A 24,371-nucleotide genomic window follows, 5' to 3' on the forward strand; every position below is an offset into this window, starting at 1 on the left:
ATCAATACTTCTGGAGCCGGCGAGTGGAATCGAACCACCGACCTGCGGTTTACGAAGCGATCCCCAAGTAATTTCACTACCTCATTCCACACCACAAAAACTCACAGAAGAGCCTGATCCACCATTGGGTTAGGTGGATCGTGCTTCGTCATGTGGTGTTGTGCCCAAAACCGTCGAAAGCGGTCTCGACGGTTACACTTTTGGTTACACTGCACGCCTCGCTTTTTGCGGGGCGTGCAACTTACTGGGGTCGGGTCCGCACGCGGATTCGAGAGCGGTCTACGATGATGAGAGACGTGGTGAGTTCGGCTTCGGTTACCTCACTGAGCAATCGACCCAAAGCCTGTTCGGTTTCTTCGATCGTTGTCGGCCAAACCCGAAGGCGCACAATGCCATGGTGTCGCTGTGCTGGAAAGGAACGGCCATCGGCGAAGTCTTCATCAAAGGTCACAACGACAGCGCCCTGTTGCTGCGCCCAGGCGAAGACCTCTTCATCAGATTTCCCGGACAATCCCACATCGCCAGTGTGGAAGACGGCCCACGTCGGCTTTAACAGCTTCAGCCATGAAACGACGGCTTGGGGAACATTTTGGTCGAGAAGGATGGTCAGGCGGTCAGGCACGCGGGATGACTTTCTCTTCGTCAATCACCTGGCTGGCATACTCAAGCGCGGCAGTGACATCGTTGGCGGTCAGTTCGGGGTACGCGTTAATGATCCGGGCCATAGTGTAGCCACCGGCTACCATGCCGAGGATGTTCTTCACCATAATACGGGTGCCTCGAATCGTGGGCTTCCCGCTGCAGATTTTGGAATCAACAACGATACGATCATCCATGATGAATTCCTCATTGACTAACTGATTAGTCAGCCTAAGGCTAGGAGGTTCCGCGTGTCCTGTCAAGATAAGCCACTCGATTCAAACAGCAGGAACCCAAAGCCGGACGCCCGTGCGCGGGGTGGCGCAAGCCACCCGCGCAGGGGAGCCGCGCCAGCGGCCACTCCTAAACTTGACAGGAGGACATTTCTCGGCGAACACACCTGGCCTCACATCACACTACCTCCCGCAGGGAACGTCTGGTCCATCACGATTCATGATTTCGGAAAACAATGGGTCGAAATGTCTTGGGGAAGGTTAGACCCGATTCAAGGCAAGAGAGGAGAGAAAGGCGCATCGCGGAATAGAAAGATGAACGAGGCTCGGGCACGAGGCCGGGCCAAAAGCACGATTCGGAAGAAATGCTTGACCATCGGAGCCGACCATCTCGTGACCTTGACCTATCGAGCGAATATGGAGGATCGAGACCGGGTGTTACACGATCTAGAGCGGCTACGGCGTGCGCTATCGCGATCGGGCTGCTCTATGCCCTATGTGGCGGTCCTGGAACGGCAACAGCGTGGGGCGCTACATCCTCATCTCGCAGTGAAGGGGTTTCAGGATGTTCGGCTCTTACGACGATGCTGGTACAAGATCGTCGGGAACGGCCAGGGGCAAGTCAATGTCAGAGGCCCTCGTCCGGGAAGTTCACCCGTCAAGCTCGCCCGCTACCTATCAAAATATATCAGCAAGGATTTTGACAACATGCCGCGTGAGTTTGAGGAGCACCGATACTTTTGTTCACTAGGCGTGAAGGTGCCCACGGAAAAGCATGAATTCGTCTTGGATCGAAGGGCAAAGGACGTTGAAAGGAAAATGTACAGCCTCATTCGGCAAGAGGCCTTGCGTCGTGTTGGGGTGTGTTGCCGTCTTACGGAATGGATGGGTGGATCGGGCACCTACGGCTGGATGGCCGGCTTTGAAGATGGTTCGATACGATGGGTAACTGGAAAGCCTGAAGCGGTGCCGAGTACTCAGAGTCCTTGACTTACAGCGCCGGCGCTCGGTGTGGCGCGGGCGCTCTTTGGGGGGGATGGGGGTGTCGAAGACTCCCCCATAATAGTCTGAAAAGCGCATATGTGACGGGCCTTCTCGCTGTTCTGACGGGCTGCAGACGATCCAAAGCGGACCTGTGCGGCTCAGACGTAATAAGAGGTGAACCTACAAACATTTACCTTCAAACCAGCCGCCGAATCCGCTCATGCAAGGTCAACGCCGCCGGGAGCTGCCGCGCTACGGCGTGCGCCGAAAGGTCGAGTAGGGGCTGGCGCAAATTCTCCTTTTGCCGTAGCTCACCTGAATGTTCGGAGACGAGAAGGTCCAGGAATTCCATGAAAGCGCTCGATGTCGAGTCCTTGTGCCATTTCCCCATATTGCCGTTGGTCTTCATCGCATCGCCAATCCATTGCAACCCATCCATACGCAGGGGCTTTCCAACCTCGTGGGCAAGAAATCTACAGAACCACGCTAGATTTTCTTCATCACTCGTGAGCCGGTTTTGAGCCCAGATCGGAAACAGGTCCCGCATCATTCCTACAAGTGCAGCGTGACCTGGAACTCGCTTTATATAGCCCAACGCGCCGAATCCTAGAACCTCGCGCTCCAGTCGCTCACCGTAATACCACGGCCCATCCTTGGACCACTCAGAATTCAGGATCATGAACTCGACCATTGGACGCCAGCGTTTGGCGAACTCCTCGACTACAGTAGCTTCCGTTAGCTGCCCGAACCAAGAGGACAGGAAATAACTAATCGCATAGTGCCCCTTAGATCCTAGCTCAAACACCGGATGCCAAAGCGACGGCGTTTCCGAAACTGGACTTTCAACAACTAGGCGCGCCAATTCCTGTAGAAGCGCATAGCCGAACTCGTGCATCGGCTGATAGTGGTCATCCTCATCCTTGCCGCTGCCCGATAACCACCATGCCTGATGAGACCAGAATGCCGAGACCAGTTGCCGGTGCGTCTCCAACTCCTGGACCGGAATAACACGATCAGCTTGACTGGGAAACAGCCATGTAAATGCGCTCTTGAGAAAGGCCGTATCAAGACTGCCGGAGAGTCGCCGCCCCGGCTCAATGGTGACGGTGCGATCGCGGCGCGCGTAGCGTCGGCGCCATCGTCTGACTTCAAGCCGCTCGACCCGCTGCGCAATCGCCAACGGAGCAATCGAGGACAATGTCGCTACGACGGAGAGGCTGCGCGTCCGAAGCCAGCGATGCCATCTCTGCCAGCGAGCCTTTGTGCCTTCTTTGTCGCCATACCGTGCAACGAGCATCGAGAGGCCTGACCACAACAGCGCCATAAAGAGAAGTCGCCACCAGCGCTGACCAAGCGCATCACGGTTCTGGTAGGCCGACCAAACCAACACACGCACTGCTGACGAATCCTCGCTCGTAAGCAGCCGCAATAGCCGTTCGTCGCTCTCCTGTCCTGGATCAGTAAGCCAGCGCTCAGCAGCATAGTAAGCAGCAAATTCTAAATGACTCGGTGCCGACTGAATTCGTAGCCGGTGCCCTCCATCACTATCGACAATCTCGTCAATGGCACCATCAATGATCGACTGCGCCCTCCGCTCGGTAGCCGCGTTCTGAGCCAGCCAGTCGGAGGCACGCAAGAGAAGCAAGACTGCTGTGGCCACGCGTGGCGCATGCAACATATCTTCATCGAGATCGATCTCTTCGTCGCCGTCGAGAGCCCCCATGAGCGACGCAACGGATTCAGCGCTCTCGTTGCTAAGTGTACCCGTCTGATCGAGAGCGTCGCGGAATTGTTGAGGGAATGTCAGCGCCTGTATGGCCCGTGAGCTTTTTTGTCGGAAGGTCGCAATTGCCTCAGCGATGTCCGGCGGACAGGCGAACTCAGAAACTTGCTTTCCGGATGTAGGATCAAGCACAGATGAGTAATTCCTATAATCGAGCTCCGCCACCAGCGCTCGGAATTCCAACGCTTCCTTCTCAGACTTAGGCGAAACCCATTGGCGAGTCATTGCTGCAACAAAATCACCAACCTCCCTGTCAGCCATAATTATTTTTGGGACGATCGCCCGCAACGGCTGTCTTCGATATGGAGCCGAGAACCATCTCTTAGCCATCTCGAAGATGAACTCACCCCATCGAGCCCACGCCGTCGCATCAAATCGATATGCATTGGCATTAACACGCCGTGAATCCCACCCATAGAAGTGCTGCACGCCAAGCAACGGCCGCAACGGGCCTTTGAGCAACTCCTTGCGATATTTCCCAACGCTGACAAGAACACCCAGTACAGCAACTGAGGTCGTCGCTCGAAGCAAAGCTTCGATGCGCGGGACGATATCTATCCCCGCATCAATGAGGTCACATAGCCATTGTTCCAGCGCCGCAAGCGCACAATGGAGTTGACCGATGGAGTTGGAGTCTTCATCAGACCAGGAAAAGACCCAATGATTGCCTTCATACTCGCGCACTGTACCATCAGACAAACGAATTGAGAGCCTCGATGGATTGGACCCATTTCTCTTGCTGACCGCCTGCACCCATCGATCCGTACTGAAATTGATGAGCTGATGCAGACGACCGAGCGCCGCCTCTGGTTTGATGCGGAGAAACGTGTAAAACGGACTCTTCCACGGGGCCGTCGGATAGCCTTCAGAATCAAACTCGATGCCAAGTTCCCGACCAAGTCGTTGGTGAGAGCCATATTCTTCCTCGGGTTCACTTTCAATAATGCACCCAAGAAGCACTTCGCCCGCGACCTCGGCATCAGCACGCATAAGCGCCTGAAAATCCGCCGATCGCAGCACGGTTTCGCGAAAAGCCCCCACGATGCGATCCCTAGGCCCAAGGGGCCAGGGTGGGAGTCTTCTACCGGAACCTATTAATCCCGATGACTCCCTGAGTTGTTGATGGCGTTTGCGATATTCAGAATCAGATGCGAGACGCTGCTTGTGTTTCGCTGCCTGCGCTGCGTGGTATGCTGTAACTTGTTCAACGATATCCGCCCGATACGGACGGCGTTGAGCCATCTCAAGTGCCCATTCCGATACGTCGGCGGTCAAGTCTGGAGCGCCCGCGAAAACAGCCTGATAAATGAGCTTCTCCCCTTGGTCAAAACCAAGATACACTACGCCTTTTGCGTGCCCGACCTGGATCTCTCGCGCCATTGCTAATGCTAACTCCGAAAATTCTTCTCGAAAGGGTACCCTTCCGCCGCCAGGCAATGCTGGGGGTGTGCTCGTAAGCCACAGCCTACACACACTTCCGAATACAGAAGATGTCAATTTCACAATCCGGTCACTATGCTTATTGAGGAAGCGCGCAATCGCGGGCCATCGGCCAAAGATTGGAGTTCGGAAATGGGTCTCGCTGTAGAGACTCAGGTCCGCGAAGGGACCTTGAGCATCGGGGCTTGGACCAGGAGCCGAACCGACATGCTCGAACCGCTTGAGCAAACGCAATAGCCGTCGTCCGCCATCCGCAAGCAAGATCTCCGCCCTTTGTTCCAGGAACACGTCGGCGCTGGGATCGAGGAACAGTGCATCGAGGAGCACATCCTCGGCGAGCCGCGCCGTATCCCTATTCTGCTCTGCCCATTCAAACGCCACATCCCAGGCATTGCGAGTCTCGACCTGGCGCCTCAAGAGAAGCTGGCCCAGCATGCGAAGCGCGCCGTGCCAGAACGGATTGCTCGCATACCCAGCCCACTGGGCGGTATTGTCCACAATCTCTTTCAGTCGCTGAAACCGTGCCCAGTCCGCAGCAAGATCGTGCTGAAACTGAATCCGACCGGTTGCTCCATCTTTGCGCAAGGGGCAGGTGACAGGGAGGCCGTCAAGAACGGCGGCGTCGCCGCTCTCTAATTCGCTGATCGCAAAGCTGTGTTCGAAACGGGCTTCACGCTCAGCAAACCTCACCAGCAGCCGGTGGACGCTCGACTTGCCTTCAGTCCAGTGAGTCCAGAGGCGGTCAGCAATTACCGGGAGTGAGAGTGCATGGTTGCCGTTCTGTGCATGGAATTGGGATGCAGCTTGAATGACCCATGCCAGTGAGCGTAAGTTTCTGAGCGTTGATACTGCATCACTATCCATCCCCAACCATTCCAAATCAGCAACTGAACGCAACACATCTTTGACGGTCTCATCCCGTAACCCTTCGACTTCGAAGTTTGACGGCGATGCCGTACCTGCCAACTCTTGAAGTGTTCCACGGGCCCAGGCTTCCGTTTGGCCGACGATCAATACATGCCATCCGATCGACGCCTCGGACGCGTTGCGTCGTTTCAATGACTCGATAAGCGCCTTGGCTTTCAAGGTACTGTCGTGACCTAGCCGTTCGGCAGCGTCGATGACAAGAAAATTGTCGGCACGAGGACTCGCATCTAGTAAATCGACCAGAGGCTGATTGATACCGAGGCTTGTTCGCGCTGCTTCGTTCAGAGCGAGCTCAAGAGTGTCAGGACCAAACCATACCTGCGCAGCGTTCGGGAAACTCTCATCCAGCAATGTCTTTATGAGCGCCGACTTGCCGCTGCCGGACTCTCCGTAGACGACACATACTCTATCGTTGGTTACTCGCTTTGATAACTCATCGATCTCATCCTTTCGATCCAGAGAAAGGCCGGATGGCAGCGCCGTCTCTATCGTACCCTTATAGTGCTCCGTCAGAGCACGAAGTTTCTGCCATGAGGCCTCGTAGTCAGGGTGATCCTTGAGCAGATACTTGCGCCGGAGCTGGCGCCATAAGTCAGCAATGTCCAACGTTCCCGAGCCAAGTCGAACCTGTCTGGCCTGAGCAACGAGCTCGCCCCACAGCCGTTTGCCTTCCTGAGAATTACCGTTGACTAACAGCCTTCTCGACTGCGCGATGGCTTTGCTTTCGTCTTCGGAATCAGCAATTTGGAAATCGAGCGGAGTCACCTCCATACTGCTAATCATCGCCACGATATCCCTGTCAGTAGCCCTAACGCCAGCATCCCTGGCGGGCACCTTCACGCTCTCAAATATTTTACGGTGCTTAGCTGTCGCCGACATACGGCGAACCGCAAGCGTGATATCCGTGCCTAGAGCGGCGTTTTTCAAATCGCTCCACGTTGCCATAAACGCATTGTTTCTACCCCGCGTCGCCAGCATAAGGCGATCCTTGCCAAGCTGCATAGGATTTGTCGGATTGGCTTGACCCCATTGCTTCCAGCAGCGCGCCACGAAGTCGGCAGGCAAGCTCGAGGCAGTCACTTGCACGTTGCTTTTGCAAGAAATCGCAAGGTGCCTCTTATCATCTGACCCCATCCTTACCGTTAATAAGATGTCGTCGATGGTCCAGCCAAGCGCTTCAACTTGCGTCTGGAGTCGCGTCCCAATGCCCTCAAGCCCAGGAAGCGGCTCACCGGTAAGCACCTTTAGAAGGAGCCAGGCAGCGACCTGATCCTCAAAGTCGAAACCGGTCCCAGCCGTCGATCTCGTTGTGCTCGGTCTCACCGCCTTTTTCTTAATCTGCTTCGCAGGCAGCTTCCCTCGCTTAGCAGTCTTTTTTGATGGTTGCGTCATGACACGACCAGTTTATACCGGGGACTTTTCCCATGGGAACCGGATATTAGCGGGGAAATCTGGCGTTTGGTTGTGAGGTTATTGTTCTCTTGCTGCCTCAGCTGAAGATTCGAGGCCGAAGGTCCGCTTTTGGCCGGTCCGCGTCCGTGACGGAACAGCCTGAAACGGGCGATTGAGTCTGATAACCACATGGCGAGGACTCTTTTGTTGATACGACTGTGGCCTAGGTATGCCCCCATTCGTCACCGCTTCGCGGCCGACTTGACACACCTATAGCCATACGATATATGTTCGTATCTATAACGGAGGGCCATAGATGAGTCCAAAACCGAAAAACACGCCGCATCGAGTCCTATTGTCGTTACCCACGGACCTCTACAACACCATTTCGCGAGTATCTGCTGCTATGGATAAGCCGCGAGCCGAAATCATCCGAGACTTATTAGCCGAACAGCAGCCGATTCTCGAACATATGGCGACAATGTTGGAACAGGCGAAGGCTGGCAAATTAGATCAGGCCATGAAGGGCTGGCAGAAAATGACCGGGGAGGCATTGAAAGGCCTGGGCGTGCTCATGTCTCCCCCAGATATAAAAAAGGCGAAGCCCAAGGCCTAAGACGGTGCAAATCTTCAATACAATCATTTCTAAATGAAAGGGGGTGAGGAAAATGTCAGAGCAAGTGCTTAAACGCCTGTATTCCGTGAGGGAGGCGGCACGCTATCTCGGTGTAAGTCCGTGGTCGGTTCGCAATCTTCAGAAATTACGGACTTTGCCCTGTGTGCGGCAAGGCCGTCGAGTGCTGTTCGATATTCATGATTTGGAACGACACATCGAGAACCACAAAACGGAGGTCCATGATGGGCATGATTTATCGCCGCAAGAAGCGTGATCCGGCCACGGGCAAGCTAGAGGAGCAAGGCCCCTACTGGATGAAGTATTACATCGAGGGCCGAGCGATTCAGGAAAGCACAAAGGTTTTCGAGAAGGAACAAGCCAAGAAGATTCTCAAGGTCAAAGAGGGAGAAGTCGCGGCTGGGATTTATCGAGGGCCGAGTATGGATCGAATCAGGTTCGAAGATCTCGCCGCATTGGTCCAACAGGACTACCAGATCAACAGGCGAAAAACGGTTCGACGGATCACCGAGTATCAAAAACACTTGGAACCGTATTTCCGTAAAACCCGAGTGTCTTCCATGACCACGGAACGGATCAAAGCCTACATCATCAAACGACAGGAGCAAGGCGCGGCCAATGGCACGATCAACCGGGAAATCGGATTTCTCAAACGGATGTTCCGCCTAGGCTACCAACAGACTCCCCAGCTCGTGGCTCGTGTGCCCCACATTCCCCAGCTCAAAGAGCACAACATACGCTCCGGCTTCTTCGAGCATGAGGATTTCCTCGCCCTGCGCGGTGCCCTCCCCGACTATGCCCAAGTTCCAGCGACGCTGGCCTACTACAGTGGCATGAGAATGGGAGAAGTGTACTCGCTCCAATGGAAGCAGATTAACTGGACAGAGGGGAAACTCTTTCTGAAGGCCCAGGATACCAAAACGAACACCCCACGGGTCCTCTATTTGACCGGGGACCTCTATCGGGTGCTCTTGGCCTGGAAGACCCGTTGCGACAAGAAATGGCCGGCCTGTCAGTGGATCTGCCATCGAGGCGGCATTCGCCTGCAGAGCTTCAAGCGGTCCTGGTGGGAAGCCTGCGAGGCCGTAGGTTTAGGGCACAGGGTGAAGGATGAGAGAAAGGACCGGCTCGTGTGGGACGGGAAGAGACCTCACGATTTCCGGCGTACAGCGGTGCGAAACATGATCCGGGCAGGCGTGCCGGAAAAGATCGCCATGGCCATTTCTGGTCACAAAACCAGAAGTGTCTTTGACCGGTACAACATCGTGAACGAACGGGACCTCGAACAGGCTGCACGATCACTCACGGCCTACTTCGAAAAGCAGACGGTTACACTTGCGGTTACACTGGCAGAATTGAGGGGTGAGAGCAGCGCTGTCGCAAACCGCCAACAGGTTGATTCGTCGGAGATATTTCTGGAGCCGGCGAGTGGAATCGAACCACCGACCTGCGGTTTACGAAACCGCTGCTCTGCCAACTGAGCTACGCCGGCTTGTTGACCTGAACATCATCTTCGGATCGGTCAAGGAGCGCAATCTTACTCAGGGGATGGAAGCACTGTCAATGATTGAAACGCCTCCCGTTACAGAGCAGATAGAAAAATGGGATGATCCCGTAATTGTTCGAACATGATCTGCGCCTTGACCTCCTCGCCCGCTGGAGAGAGGTGACAATTGTCCTGAAACCATTCATCCTCAAACCGATCTTGGGGCGGAATAACAAAGGGCACTCGATACCGGGTCGCGATTGTCAGTAATCATGCCAAATTGACCCCTGTCATCATGTGAAATGGACCCCTCCCCCACAACCAGGAGAGGACACCCATGGAGCTAGCAGAACCAGTGCGCACCCCACTACCTTCTTCTCGGGAGACGGCTCGAACGGAGGAGGATGGGATGCTGCGAGAAGACGGCGTGCGAGAGGTGCTGGCGCGACTACAGCGCGGCGAGCGTATCAAAGCCATTGCGCGGGATCTCGGCGTGGCCCGCAATACCGTGAAGCGGTGGCAACGGCTGGGGGGCTGGCGCCCGCGGCCGTCGGGACCCCGCCCCAGTCAGATCGATCCCTATCGGCTATTCGTGGAACGCCGCGGCCCCGAAGTGAATTGGAACGGCCGGGTGCTCCATCGGGAACTGCAGACGTTAGGATTCGCGGGGACCTACCAACAAGTGCAACGGGCGATTCAGCCGCTCCGCGTCGATCGCGCCTGGGCGACCGTGGCGACTGTGCGGTTTGAGACGACTCCGGGCCAGCAAGCCCAAGTGGATTTTGGCCAAACCCGTCTCTGGATTGGCGACCGGCTGGAAGTCATCCACATCTTTGTGTTCACCCTCGGGTACTCTCGCCGACTGTGGGCGTCGGCTTATCCGCATGAACGGCTCAGTGCGCTCCTCGATGGGCATGAGCGGGCCTTCCAGCATTTTGGCGGCGTGCCGTTGGAGTGTCTGTACGATAACCCCCGGACCCTGGTCCTGGGCCGGCGCGAGGGCCGCGTGCTCTGGCATCCGGTCTGGGAGGATTTTGCGCGGCGCTATGGGTTTACGCCGCGGGCCTGCCAGCCGTATCGGGCACAGACCAAGGGCAAAGTAGAAAGCGGCGTGAAATATGTGAAGCGCAATGCCCTCGCGGGCCGCCGGTTTGCGTCGTGGGACGCCTTGAACGCCTGGCTGCAGGAGTGGACGGTGACGGTCGCGGATCAGCGCGTCCATGGGACGACGCATGAGCGGCCGATCGAGCGGTTCGCCCGGGAGACGCTCACGCCGCTGGGCTCGCGGTCCCCCTATCACTATGAACGGGTGCGTCTGCGCCGCGTTCCGGCCGATGCGCTCGTCGCCATCGCGGCCGCCCGCTATTCTGTGCCGGTGGAGTATGTCGGCACGACCGTCCACGTGCAGGAGAGCAGTCGTCACTATGAAATCTTCCATGGCGGGGTCTGCATTGCGCGGCATGCCAAGTCCCCGCGCCATGCGGTGGTCGTGGATCGGGCGCACTATCGCGGGCTGCTGCGCGCGGGCGGACCCGCCCCCACGCCCCGGCCGCCCCAGTGGGATCCTGGGTATGGGGACCTCGGCGAGGTGATGGTCCGGGATCTGGCCCTCTATGCCGCCGTGGCCGAACCGGGCGGTGCCTCATGAGCACGCCCCAACTGGAGCGACTCCAGGCACACTGTCAGCGCCTGCGCCTCTATCAAGTTGCCGCCGAACTGCCGAGTTTACTGGAGCAGGCGGCCAAGGCGGAACGCTCCTATACCGACTTTTTAGAGGAGGTACTGCGGCGCGAGGTGCAGGCCAAGACCGACAAGCATCTGGCGATGCGGTTGGCGATGGCGCGGTTCCCGTTCCAGAAGACGCTGGAGACGTTCGACTTTAAGGTCCAGCCCTCCATTGATGTGAAACTGATCCGTGAACTCGGCACCGGGCGCTATCTGGAGCAGGGCGAGAATGCGTTGTTCCTCGGGCCGCCCGGCGTCGGCAAAACGCATCTGGCCGTGGCCCTGGGCATCGCGGCCTGTGAACAGGGCCACCGCGTCTTGTTTACGACCGCCATGGGGCTCCTCGCGACGCTCGGCAAAGCGCTCTCCGAAAACCGGCTGGAGGACCGGCTCAAGGTGCTGGCCCAGCCCCAGCTCTTGATCATTGATGAGATCGGGTATATCCCCATTGATCGGCAAGGCGCCAATCTGTTCTTCCAGCTCATCTCTCGGCGCTATGAGAAGGGCTCGATCCTGCTCACCAGCAATCAGAGCCTCGGCGCCTGGGGCGACGTGTTTGGCGATCCGGTGATCGCCACGGCGATTCTCGACCGGCTCCTCCACCATTCCATCACGATCAATATTAAAGGTGAGAGCTATCGATTGCGAGAGAAGCGGAAGGCGGGGCTCTTCAAGTCCCCTGTCGGTGCCGCGGCCCAGTCGGAGTCATAGCGCCATCACATGCAGATTCAACTCGGGGGAGGGGTCAATTTCACATCAGAATAAAAGGGTCAACTTCGGCTGATGATTGACAGCGATTTCCCGCATGACGTCATAGTTCTTTTCCAGCCCCAGAATCAGAGCCTCTTCGAACCCTTTGAAGGCTCCTGCATTCTTGCTGAGATTCTGCCTTCTCGCTTGCAAGAAACCGAACAACACCACGGCTGAGCCGGCCTGTTGACTCGAAGACACGAGCATGTCGAGATTCCGTCGGAACCCTTCGGGCGCCTGCATTCGTACCCGTTCAAGCGCCGTTTTCGGATCCACTTCCCAAAACGGCTCCGTCACGACGACCGCACCGATCGGCTCCAGCCACCTGGAGTAGACGTATTTTGCTGTGCTGCTGTGCCGCAGCAGAAATTTCTCTCCTGGGCGTGGAATCTCACCCGCCCCATACCGTCTGAAGTGGGTATATTCGGGAGTGTAATTCCCGAAAAAAAGCGGCAGTACGTCGTTGCCGCCGCCATGATAGATCACGATATCGGGCTGGAGAAAACGATGTCGAAACACATAGCCGGCGAGCGCCTCGGCGCTGGTTCCGTAGTTCAGTCCCGCATTGACTACCTGAACCGTCTTCTTCGAAATCGTCTTGAGTTTAGCCTCGAGGCAGGCCACCCACGTATCCGCCGGGTTCTTCACGAACGGCCACATGAAGGTCGTCGATCCCCCCAGCACCAGAATTCGAATGGTGTCCGGTGGTTTTGCGACAGTGAATTCTCTATTCCGATAGCCAAGCGAATTGGTCTGTTGATACCCGTCCGTCGTCAAATTGGGCAGATGCGTGTAGAGCAAGTAGGGATGGGACGCGAGTGACGCGCTCTCTCCGTTTACATCAGAGCGAACGGTCGGCTGTTGCCCCAGGTACAGATCGATGATCCGCTTTCCATTCGAGAAGGGCGTGCGCTCATAGAGGTACCCTGTGACCCATTCCAGAACGATAATCGAACAACTAACGCTGGCTAGCCACAGACATGCCAGGAAGAGGATTCGACGGGCCCGTGGCCATCGTGTTCGTCCGGTCAGCATCACCACCGCCTTCCGGAAGGTAGAGTGCCACCCTCAACGGATCTTACTCAGAGGAATCCCGGTTAACACCGGTTGCCGACCACCCATCGGCAGACAGAGTGTGGGCTGGCCACCCCCCGTCGCTCCTCGCGTAACGGCATCGACCTGATCATGCACGTATTCGCAGAGTTCCCCGGACAACACAGTCCCGCTTTTGTCGAGATCGGCCGCTCCGCGCAACCCCTTCAGCAGGAAATATGTGAACAACCCATGTTGTCCCGGCTGATAGGCTTGCGCCTCCTGTAGGCCGGAGTTTCCGATCATCAGCATGACCCGATCCGGCTCCCCGCTTGAATCCTGTTGGGTCCATCGCGGAGGGACCACCCGGCCCGGATCGGAACCGGACGACGGCTCCAGGGAGAGATCCAGCATCAACACGGCTTGCTTCACGGAGGCTTTGGTCAGAGCCCGCTGAAGCCGGGCGAGGGAAAACATCCGGGATGCACCGGCTCGCGTCCCATCGTAAGGCAACAACGAGACGATCCCGGTCTCTTGATCCACCACAGCCCGGCCGGACAGATAAATATACACCGTCGCCTGCGGACTGCCCTGCTTGGGCAACCACTGCTCAAACACTTCGATCAAGTCATCTCTAAGCGCTTTGGCGTCGGACAGCACCTTCACCTTGTGCGGAGGAACGCCCAGAACGGTCTTGAAGTACCCGCCCATGACATCAGCATCGTGTGCGGCGAACTTCACCGTCGGCACGGCCGGATCCCGGAACGCGCCGATACCGATCGCGATCCCGACACTGTTCGGTTGCGCCGACTTTCCATTCCTGCTCGGGAGTTGGTCCACATCTACCGACAATACCTCTACAGCGGCACCGGCATCAGGATGTATCGCGACAAAAAACTTCTTTGCTGACGGGAGCAGGACGTTGGATGACGCTCGCAGGGCACACATCAACTCGGCCTGCTCGGCGTCTGCGACCGCCCCCACCTTGCCGTCAACGGCCACGCGGCGAACTTCACCCGGCTGCAGCGTCCCCAACGAGACCGGCGACTTGAGGCCTCCGACGATCGCGGCATGACCGCTCAATTCAACCTCGACTCCCTCCGCAACTACAGCCCCCTCGTTCTTGACTTCAAACTCCACACTGAACGACTCACGTTGTTCCAGAACATGATTCTGGTTATCGTCTCGGATGATGGTCCGGAACGAGAGTTGAGTCATCCCGGATCGGATAGCCGAATCCGGGGCTGCGGCCTGCGGCGTGGAGCCGGCAGCGGATTGCAAGGGAGCTACCGGAACCACCGGTGTGGCCGCCAATGGAGCCACTGCCGGTGTCGCAGGCGGCACGGGAGCAGACTGCATGGTTCCCTTGTCGCCGCTCTTTCTGAACTGTGCCTGCTCGCGAATTTTGGTGGCAGTGCCAAGCTGTTGCGCCATACCTTCCACAAGCTTGGCGGCCGCCTCTTCCGCCACTTTGTCGAGGCCGCTGATACTGCAGGTGTCGGCCCGCGTCTCGACTTCTCCGGTCGCAGCGCTCTGCAATTTCTTGCTCACAAGGACCGTGCCGTGGTGATCGGTATACGAAAACTCCATCCCCAGCGTCACCGTCGCAGGATAGGATTTATTGGCCTTACGAGGAATGAACAGATCCACCTGGCGGACTCCTAACGCGGTATCCACCACACCATCCACGGCACCAGTCGATGGGCCTGGTTCAAGGTGCACGCGTTCGAATACCTGCCCCATGCGCTTTTTCAATTGCGTCTCTAACCCGTCACGAATGGGCAGGGTGAGGGCCTGGCCACAGGCATCGCGATAGTCTAGCGACGCCGCAGCGATACTGTGATCCATCCGAAGCTGGACGGTGAGTGGGAGATTGTAATGAGTGGGCAGGCTGCTACGCTGACCGAAGAATTGGCATCCGCTCGACACCCATACCACGAACAGCAGAAAGGCGAGAGGACACCTCGACAGCCGCCGCACACTTGGTCCTATTCCTGGGCACATAGATGACTGCACAATAGTTTCGTTATACCGAATCTCACAAAGACATAACAACCGACGCGATGCCGCGTTGACAGTCCTCCTGTGCTCGGCTATGGTCCAGCGCGTGAACGCTGCGAGTCCTTCAACTCACCGCTCAACACCCGCATGGTCCTGGAGCGCGGTGGCCGACCTGATCCGACTGCGGAATCAATCCGGCACCTGGCTCTTACTGTTGCCCAGCCTGTGGTCGTTAGTCCTGGCAAATCAGGGCCGTCCACCGATGTGGCTGTTGGGCGTCTTTACGTTGGGCGCCTTCGTGATGCGGAGTCTCGGCGTGGTCTTTAACGACCTGGCCGACCGCAATTTCGACAAACACGTCGCACGCACACGCACTCGACCGCTCGCCGCAGGCCGCCTTGCGCCCAGACAAGCGCTGCTCGTCGCACTTGGCCTGGCAGTGATCGCGGCCGCTCTGGTGATCACACTCAATCCCTTCACGATGCTACTGAGTCCTATCGCTCTCTTTCTGGCAGCGATCTATCCCTTCAGTAAGCGATGGATTCAGATTCCGCAAGGGGTGCTGGGCATTGCCTTCGGTTGGGGAGCCGTGATGGCATGGGCGGCCTCGCGCGGCTCGATCGAAGCGCCGGCGTGGTGGCTCTTTGCCGCGACGACCTGCTGGGCCATCGCGTACGACACAATTTATGCGCTGCAGGACTGCGAGGATGATCGCCGCATCGGAGTGAAGTCGTCGGCACTTCTCTTCGGTGAGGCCGTCCCGGTCGCCGTCGGAGTTTTCCTTGTGGGGATGGTACTGTGCCTGGTAGTGGCCGGACAGTTGTCCGGCCTCGGGATGGGATATTATCTAATATTGGCCCTGCCGACCGGAGTCTTCCTCTGGCAGGTACGACGATTACAAGCGCCCGTCACTCCGCACATCGCCTTCGCCATGTTCAAACAGCATGTCTATTCCGGCGTGGCGATCCTCGTCGGTATCTGGATCGGCACCTTTAATCAGACTCCCTAGCCGGCTATTCGCCCACCTTCCCGAGTGGCTGGTCAGGCTTCGGAGCGCGGAGGGTTTTCAGATAGAGAGCCACAGCCTTTGCATCCGCATCGTTCAATCCCAAGCTGGGCATACGCGTATCAGGCTTCATGGCTTGCGGGTTGCGCAGCCATCGGTAGACCCAGGTGGGATTCAGACGGTATCCGGCACGATCCAGCGCAGGCCCGACCTTTCCACCCTCGTCGCCGATCTTGTGGCATCCATTGCACCCATACTTGGTCACATAAATCTGCTTGCCGACTTCCACCAGTTTCGCGGCGGCATCCGGCTTCATATTCAGATCGGGACGCGCAATGTTTACGCCCTTGCCGGGCCTGGTCGTAAAATTCGCCAGTGCGGCCGTGGCCTGGTCGAGTTCCTTTTTGGCCTGCCCCATTGCCTGCATTTCTTTGGCATAGGCGTTATCGTCGACTTCAACACCCTTCTTGTCGGCTTCGTCGCTGGCTTTCTTCTCCGCTTCCTGAGCCACCCGTTCCGCTTCCTTAAATTTCTGATCGGCTGCCTGCTGGGCGGCTTGAAGGTCTTTCTTTCGACCTTCAACATTGAACTCTAATTTCTTTCCATGCAACGAGCGCACATATCCGACGATGCCCCAGATCTCTTCCTCTGACAGCGTGTACTTGAAGGTCGGCATGGTCGGAACGGCAAATTCATCATCACCGATCTTTTCCCCGCCTGGTCCTGTGTCCTTCATATCGCGGGAAATGGTGTTAAAGATTTCCTCATCCTTAAAGGTGCCCATTTCGTCTTTATTGGAAAGGTCTTTGGGCTTCGGGTCCGTCATGGACGACCAATTGAACCCTTCGTTCTGTCTGCCATTTTCACCGTGGCAATGCATGCAATAGTGAGCATAGAGCTTCTTGCCCTTCGCGGATTGTTCGTTCTGAAACATCGAACAACCCCCGGCTCCAATGAGGCCCGAGAGTCCCACCACCACTGCGACCGCTCCAAATACGCGTATTCTTCGCCACGCCCTCATGCTCACGACCCTTTCTTTAAACGTCTCACGAGGACCAACTCAAAGCCCAGCGCTAAGGCCACCGCGAGTAATGCATACATGTACGGCGAATAGTCCGGCGGCGCATCGGCCCGGAAATACCACCAGGACGAAATAGCTTTTTCAGAGCCCTTTTCCTTCGGCTGGCCGGTCTCCATCTTCTTGCCGTCCCAGACGGCGAAAGCGATGCTCGCGAATGTCCCTGGCTTGAACTGGGTATCTTCGGCCACATGCTCCGTGCTTAACGGACGCGAGAAAACCACTTTCCAGACGCCACCCTGGTAGACACCTTTGGCTTTGACATCCTGGTGGGCATGAGGCTTCAGCGTTCCGAACCCTTTTGCACCAAGGTCTGCGCCCTTGCCGTCCTTGTTCTTCCAATACCAGATATTGACCGGGCCGCCCTCCACCTGAGCCATGGGCTGGCCGTGGGCGAAATGGGCCTTGGTATCGCCGACCATGAACTCCAAGGCTGCTGCGTCCTCCGGGTCTTCAGACGGATCCGAATACTCCAGAAGAATCGCCACCGTGGTCCCGTCATGAAGTCCGCGAACCTTGACGCTCTTGGCCGTGACGTCGGTAATACGAACCGGCCAATGCACCTGAGGAGACATTGGGAATTCCGATACCGCCGCCGTGGCCCAGGCCGCTGCCGTCGGATCATCTGCCGGAAGGGATCCTTTCACGAGCGCGGCGCGCACCGACACGCTCTGCTGGCTATAGGCCGGCTGCACCTCGGCGGCCACGCACAGCCCCAGAAGGCCGACGGCTCCAACCCACCATCTGTTTCCTACGCTCCTCACTCGTGCCATACGCTCCCCTTAATTGCTCAGCAATCTCTGATCGGAGGAATTACTCGGACTCATCCCACGTTCTTGGTTTCTGTCCGGCCCCGTCATATTCGCCCATAATAACTTTCCAGATATCCTCATCGGACATTTCCAGTTCCCATCGCGGCATAGCCGTCTTCCATGGCATCCCTTCGACAGGAAGGCCTACGCCTCCCTTCTTGATCCGCCAGAAGAGATAGCTTTCCTGCAGCATGGCGATCGTCGTCGGATCCTTAAAGTTAGCCGGCGGTGGCGTGAATCCCGCCGCAGCGAAACCCTTACCATCGAAGTTGCCGTGGCATGGCGAGCAACGCGAGGCGTAGAGCCCCTTGCCATAATTAATATTGTCCAGCGTCTTCGGAACGGGATTGGAAAGACCGGTATACTCACCGGGAGGAGCGGGATGAATCGTGCGATTTTCACCCGGTGGTGCATCACTGGAGGCCGTGCTCCCGTAGGCCTGCCATCCGACGAGCAAGGGGAATAAGGCCAACACGAGATACCGTGCTCCACTCAGGGCCCCACCACCTTCTCCAGTGAGAAAGCGCAGGATCGGTCCAAAAAATGCGTCTTTTGATGCCCCGCTGAGCGTAGCAAAAATGACAATCCCGGCCGTCGTCAGCATCAGGTACAGGAAAATCAAGCTTGAGGGCAGCGGCGCGGAATGCGGCAGATTCGGGACAATAAACTTTAAGAACAGATAAATACAGACCGTCAGAATAATCGGTCGAACGAGTACGCCTCCCATAACCACCCTCCTCTACTTCACCGACGACTATCGAGCCTGTGCCACCGCCAGCGCCCCGGCATCAGCCGCTTTGACCGGCGCCGGTGTTGCCCGCGGCAAATCCAATTCCGTCGGACTCACGCTGATCGGCTCACCGCTCATCTGTTGCAGGAATGCAATGACCGACAGAATTTCGTTCTTGGACAGGCCGATTGGATTCTTGTTGATATACGGCATCCGGGCCGGATACTCCTTCGGAACTCCCTCGTGTCGGTAGTCCAGATAAAGATACGCTTGCGGCTCGGTCAGACTCTCAAAAATAAACTCGCGGGACAGCTTGGCCCCGATTCCCTTCAGATCCGGACAGCGTGCCGATTCGCTCGGGCCGATAGAATGGCAGAGCGCACACTGGCCCTTGCTGAAGAAGATCTTCTGCCCGATCGTCGCCATGTCCGTCGGCGTCTTGATATCGGCGATGTTGATGCTTTCTTCAGCAGGCGGCAATGAGGCCATCTGGGGAACGGCCAGAGCGACCAATGAAAACAGTCCTAGCACGATCGCCACGAAACCAATGACCCGAATGAATTGCCCCTTGATGAACAGGAGGATCACGGTTCCGAGTCCGACGACACAGAGACCGATTAACTGCAGTTTGACTACTTCACTCATAAGTCCTCAACAAAGGATAATGATCACGACCCACCCCTGGTAACCAGGGGAAGATCATCTTCCCGATCAGACCGGACGTTTTTCCTCAGAAGCATCGGCCTCAGGCCCATCCAGCGCCGGCGACCCGCCGGCCATCGCGGGTATGGCTCCTGGCTCGACCGAACCTTTGGTACTGGCAGCGGCCTTGGCCTTGTCTCCCATCGTGGCAACCCAGAAAATAAAAGCCACCAACATACAGAACAAGAACGTGTTCAGCGCCATCAGCGCGGCCGCATAACCAAGCGCGGGAGAAAACGCGTACTGGGAGGAATCGCGCATCACACCGTAGATGTGCCAGTGAACGCGGGATGAAGAACGCGCATAGCCCATGAGGGTCATGAGCAGGATGACCATGACCGCGTTCAATACCAGCGCATAGCCGGCGCGTGGTGGCATTCTTCCCCACACCATTTCGGTGGTGGTCTTGGCGCTCTTGAGAAGGAGCGCAGTGAGCGGAGTAATCGTCAACATCACAAAGATGACGATACCCACCTGGGACGTAGAGAAGTAATTGATACGGATAATAGCGGGAACGAAATAACCCCAGACACCGAGCACGATGACTGCTATGGCTGCCAACCCGAGCACACCTCCCATCAGAGCCTTGGCGGCCTTGGCCCATCCTGCGGTGTCTTGCTTACCGGCACGCCAATACATAATGAAGCTCATGAATGTGACGAGCACCATGAGATTGGAAACGGTCATTTTGGCCGACATGACGCCGAATACGCCCAACAAAGGATGGTGCGTGCCGCCCATCTTTTGGGCCTCTTCCAAGCTGGCAACGAGGGAGTGCGGGGTCATCCACACACCGAGGCAGAGCAGAAGAATGATCAACATCGCCATAATCGGTTTGCGATATTGCGTTTCCGACCCCGGAATTCGATGGGTGATTCCGAGCCAGAAGTAGTAGTTGGAGCCCAGGAAGAGCACACCGATCAACATGGCCTGCAGAATGAACAACCAGGAGAGGAATCCGCCCATGAGCGTGATACCCATCTGCTGGTTGTACTGATAAATTTCCCGCATCAGCCAGTACCCGGCGAATGGAAGAGGCAAGAGTCCGAACACGCCGATAAAGTTCCCGACGTATCCCATCCAATCGTAGTGATAGCGCTCTTCCTGGCTCTTGGCCGACAGATACCGGATGCCGGCGTACGCGCCACAAATATAACCACCGAGCACCACGTTGGCGATCAAGCGGTGAATGTTGACCGGCCACCAGGTCGGATTCCACGTCGCCGCCCACGCCCGCGCGAAATCGCTGCCCTCCGAGATCACCACTGGACTGGACTGGAACGTCGCCCACGAGTTGGGCACGATCATGATAAAGAACGCGAACACGTTGAGGAGAAATCCCAGGAAAATGTGAAACTTCTTCCCGCTACCCTCGGCCATGGCGTCCCACCCGTACCAGTACAGGTACAGCGTGGCCGTTTCCACAAGGAAGAGACCGCAATAGACGAGAAAGGATGGGAAAAAGATATCCGTGAGATAAGCCATCAACTTCGGATAGAAGCCGATGAGCAGGAACAACAGGATACCGCCGAACAGTGCCGTCGTGGCGTATGAAGACGTCAAGAGCTTGGTAAACTCTTTGGCCAGCTTGTCATAACGCTTATCGCCTGATTTCCAGCCGACGATTTCGCACAACCAGGCAAAGATCGGCACGCCAAGCACGAAGCCGGCGAGGAGCAAATGGAGCTGGGCGATAATCCAGACAAGGTTTCGACTGCCGATATACGGAATATCTCGATACGCGGTCGGAGCCTGCGGGGCAGCTTCCTGAGCAAGGGCCGCATCCGGCATTCCCACCCATGCCAGCAGTGCCGCACATCCGGCCAACAGGGCCACACGGCCTGCGATTTGGCTCCCGTGATTGGTGACGATCTGACCCCGGTTCATCATTGTTCTCACCTCGTCATTCGCCATGATGTCATTTGCCGCTTCCCGCCGGTTTCCCAGCTGCTGATTGCGAAGGCTTGCCGTCGCTCTTGGGAGAGCCATCCTTGGCACCGGCTTTGTCCTTGCCGCCCTTCTGCTTGTCTTTTTCGTCTTCTGCCGTTCGCTGTTCGATCGCGGCAATCTTCAGCTCTGCGTCCTTGAACGCCTTCTCTCCCTTAGAGAGGGACTTTTGAGCATCAAAGGGCGGAGCAGCCTCCACAGTGGCAGGTTTACAACATTCGTGCGGATGGGGAGTCGACACCGGAAGCACGGCCCAGAATAGGAGACTCAATACTGCGCCCGCGGCGGTGAAGGCGGTCAACATCAAGCTCTGATCGGCGGGCACCCGGATCATATCCCAACGCGATATGAGATCTTGATAGGTGTCTCCCGCTGGTTGGGCACCGGCAGCACGACCTTCAACCAGTTTCCCAAGAATCGACAGGCCGACAAAGGTCAGCGCCAGAAGCACGACGAATGCCGCACTGCCCCAGGCCGTGAATTCCAGACCGATTCGCTCAGCGACCGGCATAGCCTTGAGCATATCCATATCCAAAATGGATTTCGTAATTGAACGGGCGAGATCGGTCGCGCCGCCCTGTACCACCCACAAGAAGGGAAGGTAGATCGCCCCGGCGACCGCAAATCGAACCCACAGCCCAATGCCCAGTGAGTCGGGGGGCTCGAGCCGCAAGCGCTCCAAAAACACGGTACGGGCGACCAAGCCCAAGGACCAAATGTCGATTGGAATGGAGAGCAGGAACAATAAGGGAAGCCCGATCCCTTCCCCGAAATGGAACCCGACACCTAGGGAGATCACGAAGAATGCAAAGACGCTGACCGGAGTCATGAGCAACATCAGGAATGTAATCCCGAGTTTCGTCTCCAGATGGATCGTCCCCATCGCCATAAACAACATGGCAAACGCCATCTTGATCGGCAGGGCGGTCCAGCAGGCCGGCCAGAGAATGCTAAGCCCTAATTTAAATGACGACATCGTCTCTCGACCAGTCATGTGCCCAAACCCCTCCGCCTATTCGAGAAATTCGCGGTTGATGATTGCCGCCACGGTGAAAATCAGAATGCTCGCCATGACCACAATCCATCCGATCAAGGCGATCGGTCGCTTGAAGATATTGCGTTCCGGGCTGCGATCGATGAACGGCAATGCCGCGAGCAACGCCATGAACGCGCCCGGCAAGGCAATGGCGCCGAGGAACTGCCCGAACTCTCCGGCAAACACCTTCAGACGCAGCAGTTGGAACAAGAAGAGGAAGTACCATTCCGGTTCCGGGTGGTAATCTCCGGGATCCGGCGTGGCCTCTTCGAGGAGCACAATCGGCTCCCAGAACGCGAGGCTACAGATACACAGGAAGACCGCGACCATCCCAACAATGTCTTTCCAGATTTGACGGGGAAAGAAATAGTCGGTCTTGGCCTTAATTTCTTCCACGCTGCCCCGGAAGGGTCCGGCAGGGCCAGCCTTACGGAACAGGAACAGATGCAGTCCCGCGAGCCCCATCAAGGCCGCCGGAAGAACCATGACGTGAATGACGAAGAAGCGACTCAGCGTCATCTGGCCTGGCGTCGCGCCGCCCTTCAGGAAGCGCGCCATGAAGTCGCCGAGAAGCGGCGTCTTGTCCATGATCTCAACACCGACCGTCGTGGCCCAGTAGGCCCGTTGATCCCACGGCAGTAGATAGCCGGTAAAGCCGAATCCCATGACAATGCCGAAGAGGGCCAAACCGACCAACCAGATGAGTTCGCGCGGTTTCTTGTAGGCGCCCCAGAGAAAGACTTGGGACATATGGGCGAACACGCACACGACCATCGCCGTGGATCCCCAAAAGTGATAGCTCAACAAGAACCAGCCGTAATCCACCGAGTGGATGATGTATTGGGTGCTCGCATAGGCATGGTCGGCCGTCGGCACGTAATAGAACATCAACAAAATGCCAGTAACCGCCTGCATGATGAAAATAAAGAGCAGGACGGAGCCAAATACATACGCCCATCGCGACCCGCCTGGGACGGGCTCGTTGAGCATTTTGGCTTGCAGAGTCTTCAGCCCGACGCGTTCGTCGACAAAGGCGAAGACTTTTTCAATGGCTGAGGGCTGAGTGGTCGTCGGCTGCGTAGTCGTATCCATTTAGACAATCCGAACCTGGGCCTTGGTGCCCGCCTTGAATTCCATATCGATAATGGTGATGTCGCCCGCTGCAGTAACCTTAATCGGGAGCGGATCCAACGCACGCGGAGCCGGCCCATCAAGGACCTTTCCGGCTGCGTCATAGATGCTCAAGTGACAAGGGCACAGAAAGACCTGGCCGAGCGCCTTATGCGTTCGCCACTTGAAACCGCACCCCAGGTGAGGACACTTGCCGGAATACGCGATGTAGGGCACGTCTTTCTTGTTGGTCCAGATGACCTTTCCGGCCGCGTCGTGAAACTCCATGTCTTTACCCTGATAAATCGTCTCCAGCACCTTTGGAGTCGCCTTCAAGACCCAGACGTTTTTGTCGATTTCCTGCTCCGGCATGTAGGCTTCTTTAATTTTTCTTTTGAACTTGAACTGCACGCCGACGTCATCCTGCTTGATCTTTCCGGAGTTGCCGATCTTGAGCCATTGATTGTCGAAGGGGGAATACATCGGCTTCATCAGGTATCGCAGCACGGGAAATGCGATCGGCAAACCGATGAGAAATCCGATGGCGTGAGTGAAATTCATGAAGAAGGTCCGCCGCTTGACGCTGCGCTCAAGCTCCGGGAAGGGAACCAGCACTTCACCCGGAGTGACATGGATGCGCTCCTCCAGGTGAGCAATTTCCACCTCATGAGTGGTCACATACTCGTCACGCTTAAACGCCGGAAGTGCCGTGTACTCTGCCGAGGTGCCACGGAGCGTCACGACCTCTTCGGCGACTCCTTGCACCTGCCCCATAGGGACCTGGCGCTCGACCGAATCCGCTGCGCCGGCGCCGACCACGATATGGCTAATCTCGTGGGAGAGCGGGTCCATAATGACCCTGCGCACCTCCCCGACTTCACCGTCCGTACATCGAACTTTGGATTTCAGTTTCGGCTGCATGAT

Annotated in this window: 19 protein-coding genes, 1 tRNA gene and 1 pseudogene; 7 read left to right on the forward strand and 14 right to left on the reverse strand. The window is 57.0% G+C overall.

The annotated features are described in order from the left end of the window. Positions 1-241: 241 nt before the first annotated feature. Together NSND_RS22105 and NSND_RS09340 are read right to left on the reverse strand one after the other, a co-directional pair. The gene (locus tag NSND_RS22105; RefSeq protein WP_080878752.1) at positions 242-622 is read right to left on the reverse strand and encodes a DUF5615 family PIN-like protein; all 381 of its coding nucleotides are present in this window, start codon (positions 620-622) and stop codon (positions 242-244) included. Then, on the reverse strand, positions 615-836 hold the full coding sequence (locus NSND_RS09340) for a DUF433 domain-containing protein (protein ID WP_080878753.1): 222 nt from the start codon (positions 834-836) through the stop codon (positions 615-617). The genes NSND_RS22105 and NSND_RS09340 overlap by 8 nt, the downstream gene beginning before the upstream one ends. A 351-nt stretch (positions 837-1,187) precedes the next feature. Between NSND_RS09340 and NSND_RS09345 the strand changes: the two genes are divergently transcribed. Then, a complete protein-coding gene (locus NSND_RS09345; protein WP_080878754.1) occupies positions 1,188-1,862 on the forward strand; it encodes a rolling circle replication-associated protein in 675 nt (224 codons plus the stop codon). A gap of 190 nt (positions 1,863-2,052) precedes the next feature. Here the strand turns inward: NSND_RS09345 and NSND_RS09350 are convergent, their stop codons facing one another. Next, complete coding sequence (locus NSND_RS09350; RefSeq protein ID WP_080878755.1) at positions 2,053-7,398, reverse strand: ATP-binding protein; 5,346 nt, start codon at positions 7,396-7,398, stop codon at positions 2,053-2,055. Between the two features lie 316 nt (positions 7,399-7,714). Between NSND_RS09350 and NSND_RS09355 the strand changes: the two genes are divergently transcribed. The 3 genes and pseudogenes from NSND_RS09355 to NSND_RS22115 form a co-directional block, all read left to right on the forward strand. Next, positions 7,715-8,014: a hypothetical protein gene (locus NSND_RS09355; protein WP_080878756.1), complete on the forward strand. Its 300-nt coding sequence runs from the start codon at positions 7,715-7,717 to the stop codon at positions 8,012-8,014. Between the two features lie 52 nt (positions 8,015-8,066). Next, positions 8,067-8,288 carry a helix-turn-helix domain-containing protein gene (locus NSND_RS22110; RefSeq protein WP_080878757.1) on the forward strand — a complete coding sequence of 74 codons (222 nt, stop codon included), beginning with the start codon at positions 8,067-8,069 and terminating at the stop codon, positions 8,286-8,288. 559 nt (positions 8,289-8,847) lie between these two features. Then, a pseudogene (locus NSND_RS22115) lies at positions 8,848-9,291 on the forward strand (site-specific integrase); the annotation flags it as partial. 157 nt (positions 9,292-9,448) lie between these two features. Here NSND_RS22115 and NSND_RS09370 read toward each other — a convergent pair. Further along, a tRNA-Thr gene (locus tag NSND_RS09370) sits at positions 9,449-9,524 on the reverse strand. A gap of 403 nt (positions 9,525-9,927) precedes the next feature. Between NSND_RS09370 and istA the strand changes: the two genes are divergently transcribed. Beyond that, entirely contained in the window at positions 9,928-11,166 is a 1,239-nt protein-coding gene (istA, locus tag NSND_RS09375; RefSeq protein WP_159450537.1) for an IS21 family transposase, read from the forward strand. After that, positions 11,163-11,954, forward strand: coding sequence for an IS21-like element helper ATPase IstB (gene istB, locus NSND_RS09380; RefSeq protein WP_080877024.1), 792 nt, complete (start codon positions 11,163-11,165; stop codon positions 11,952-11,954). Before istA ends, istB begins: the two co-directional genes overlap by 4 nt. A gap of 45 nt (positions 11,955-11,999) precedes the next feature. Here the strand turns inward: istB and NSND_RS09385 are convergent, their stop codons facing one another. After that, the gene (locus NSND_RS09385; protein WP_080878758.1) at positions 12,000-13,028 is read right to left on the reverse strand and encodes an SGNH/GDSL hydrolase family protein; all 1,029 of its coding nucleotides are present in this window, start codon (positions 13,026-13,028) and stop codon (positions 12,000-12,002) included. Positions 13,029-13,061: 33 nt separating this feature from the next. Next, a complete protein-coding gene (locus NSND_RS09390) occupies positions 13,062-14,873 on the reverse strand; it encodes a caspase family protein (protein WP_143833487.1) in 1,812 nt (603 codons plus the stop codon). 316 nt (positions 14,874-15,189) lie between these two features. Between NSND_RS09390 and ubiA the strand changes: the two genes are divergently transcribed. Beyond that, positions 15,190-16,035, forward strand: a complete 846-nt coding sequence (gene ubiA / locus NSND_RS09395; RefSeq protein ID WP_159450715.1) for a 4-hydroxybenzoate octaprenyltransferase — start codon at positions 15,190-15,192, stop codon at positions 16,033-16,035. Between the two features lie 4 nt (positions 16,036-16,039). Here the strand turns inward: ubiA and NSND_RS09400 are convergent, their stop codons facing one another. From NSND_RS09400 to NSND_RS09435, 8 genes are all read right to left on the reverse strand, one after another. Then, positions 16,040-16,966 carry a c-type cytochrome gene (locus NSND_RS09400; RefSeq protein ID WP_159450716.1) on the reverse strand — a complete coding sequence of 309 codons (927 nt, stop codon included), beginning with the start codon at positions 16,964-16,966 and terminating at the stop codon, positions 16,040-16,042. 89 nt (positions 16,967-17,055) lie between these two features. Further along, positions 17,056-17,817, reverse strand: a complete 762-nt coding sequence (locus NSND_RS09405; protein ID WP_159450717.1) for an ethylbenzene dehydrogenase-related protein — start codon at positions 17,815-17,817, stop codon at positions 17,056-17,058. 106 nt (positions 17,818-17,923) lie between these two features. Further along, positions 17,924-18,649: a c-type cytochrome gene (locus NSND_RS09410; protein WP_080878763.1), complete on the reverse strand. Its 726-nt coding sequence runs from the start codon at positions 18,647-18,649 to the stop codon at positions 17,924-17,926. Positions 18,650-18,676: 27 nt separating this feature from the next. Further along, positions 18,677-19,297, reverse strand: a complete 621-nt coding sequence (locus NSND_RS09415; RefSeq protein WP_080878764.1) for a c-type cytochrome — start codon at positions 19,295-19,297, stop codon at positions 18,677-18,679. A gap of 66 nt (positions 19,298-19,363) precedes the next feature. Further along, complete coding sequence (locus tag NSND_RS09420; protein WP_159450718.1) at positions 19,364-21,244, reverse strand: cytochrome ubiquinol oxidase subunit I; 1,881 nt, start codon at positions 21,242-21,244, stop codon at positions 19,364-19,366. A 28-nt stretch (positions 21,245-21,272) separates the two neighbouring features. Further along, positions 21,273-22,277 carry a hypothetical protein gene (locus NSND_RS09425; protein WP_080878766.1) on the reverse strand — a complete coding sequence of 335 codons (1,005 nt, stop codon included), beginning with the start codon at positions 22,275-22,277 and terminating at the stop codon, positions 21,273-21,275. 36 nt (positions 22,278-22,313) lie between these two features. Next, positions 22,314-23,429: a cytochrome b gene (locus NSND_RS09430; protein ID WP_080878767.1), complete on the reverse strand. Its 1,116-nt coding sequence runs from the start codon at positions 23,427-23,429 to the stop codon at positions 22,314-22,316. Continuing rightward, complete coding sequence (locus tag NSND_RS09435; RefSeq protein WP_080878768.1) at positions 23,430-24,368, reverse strand: QcrA and Rieske domain-containing protein; 939 nt, start codon at positions 24,366-24,368, stop codon at positions 23,430-23,432. Between the last annotated feature and the right edge of the window lie 3 nt (positions 24,369-24,371).

It is taken from the genome of Nitrospira sp. ND1, from assembly GCF_900170025.1.
In the GTDB taxonomy this organism is placed as follows: Bacteria; Nitrospirota; Nitrospiria; order Nitrospirales; family Nitrospiraceae; genus Nitrospira_A.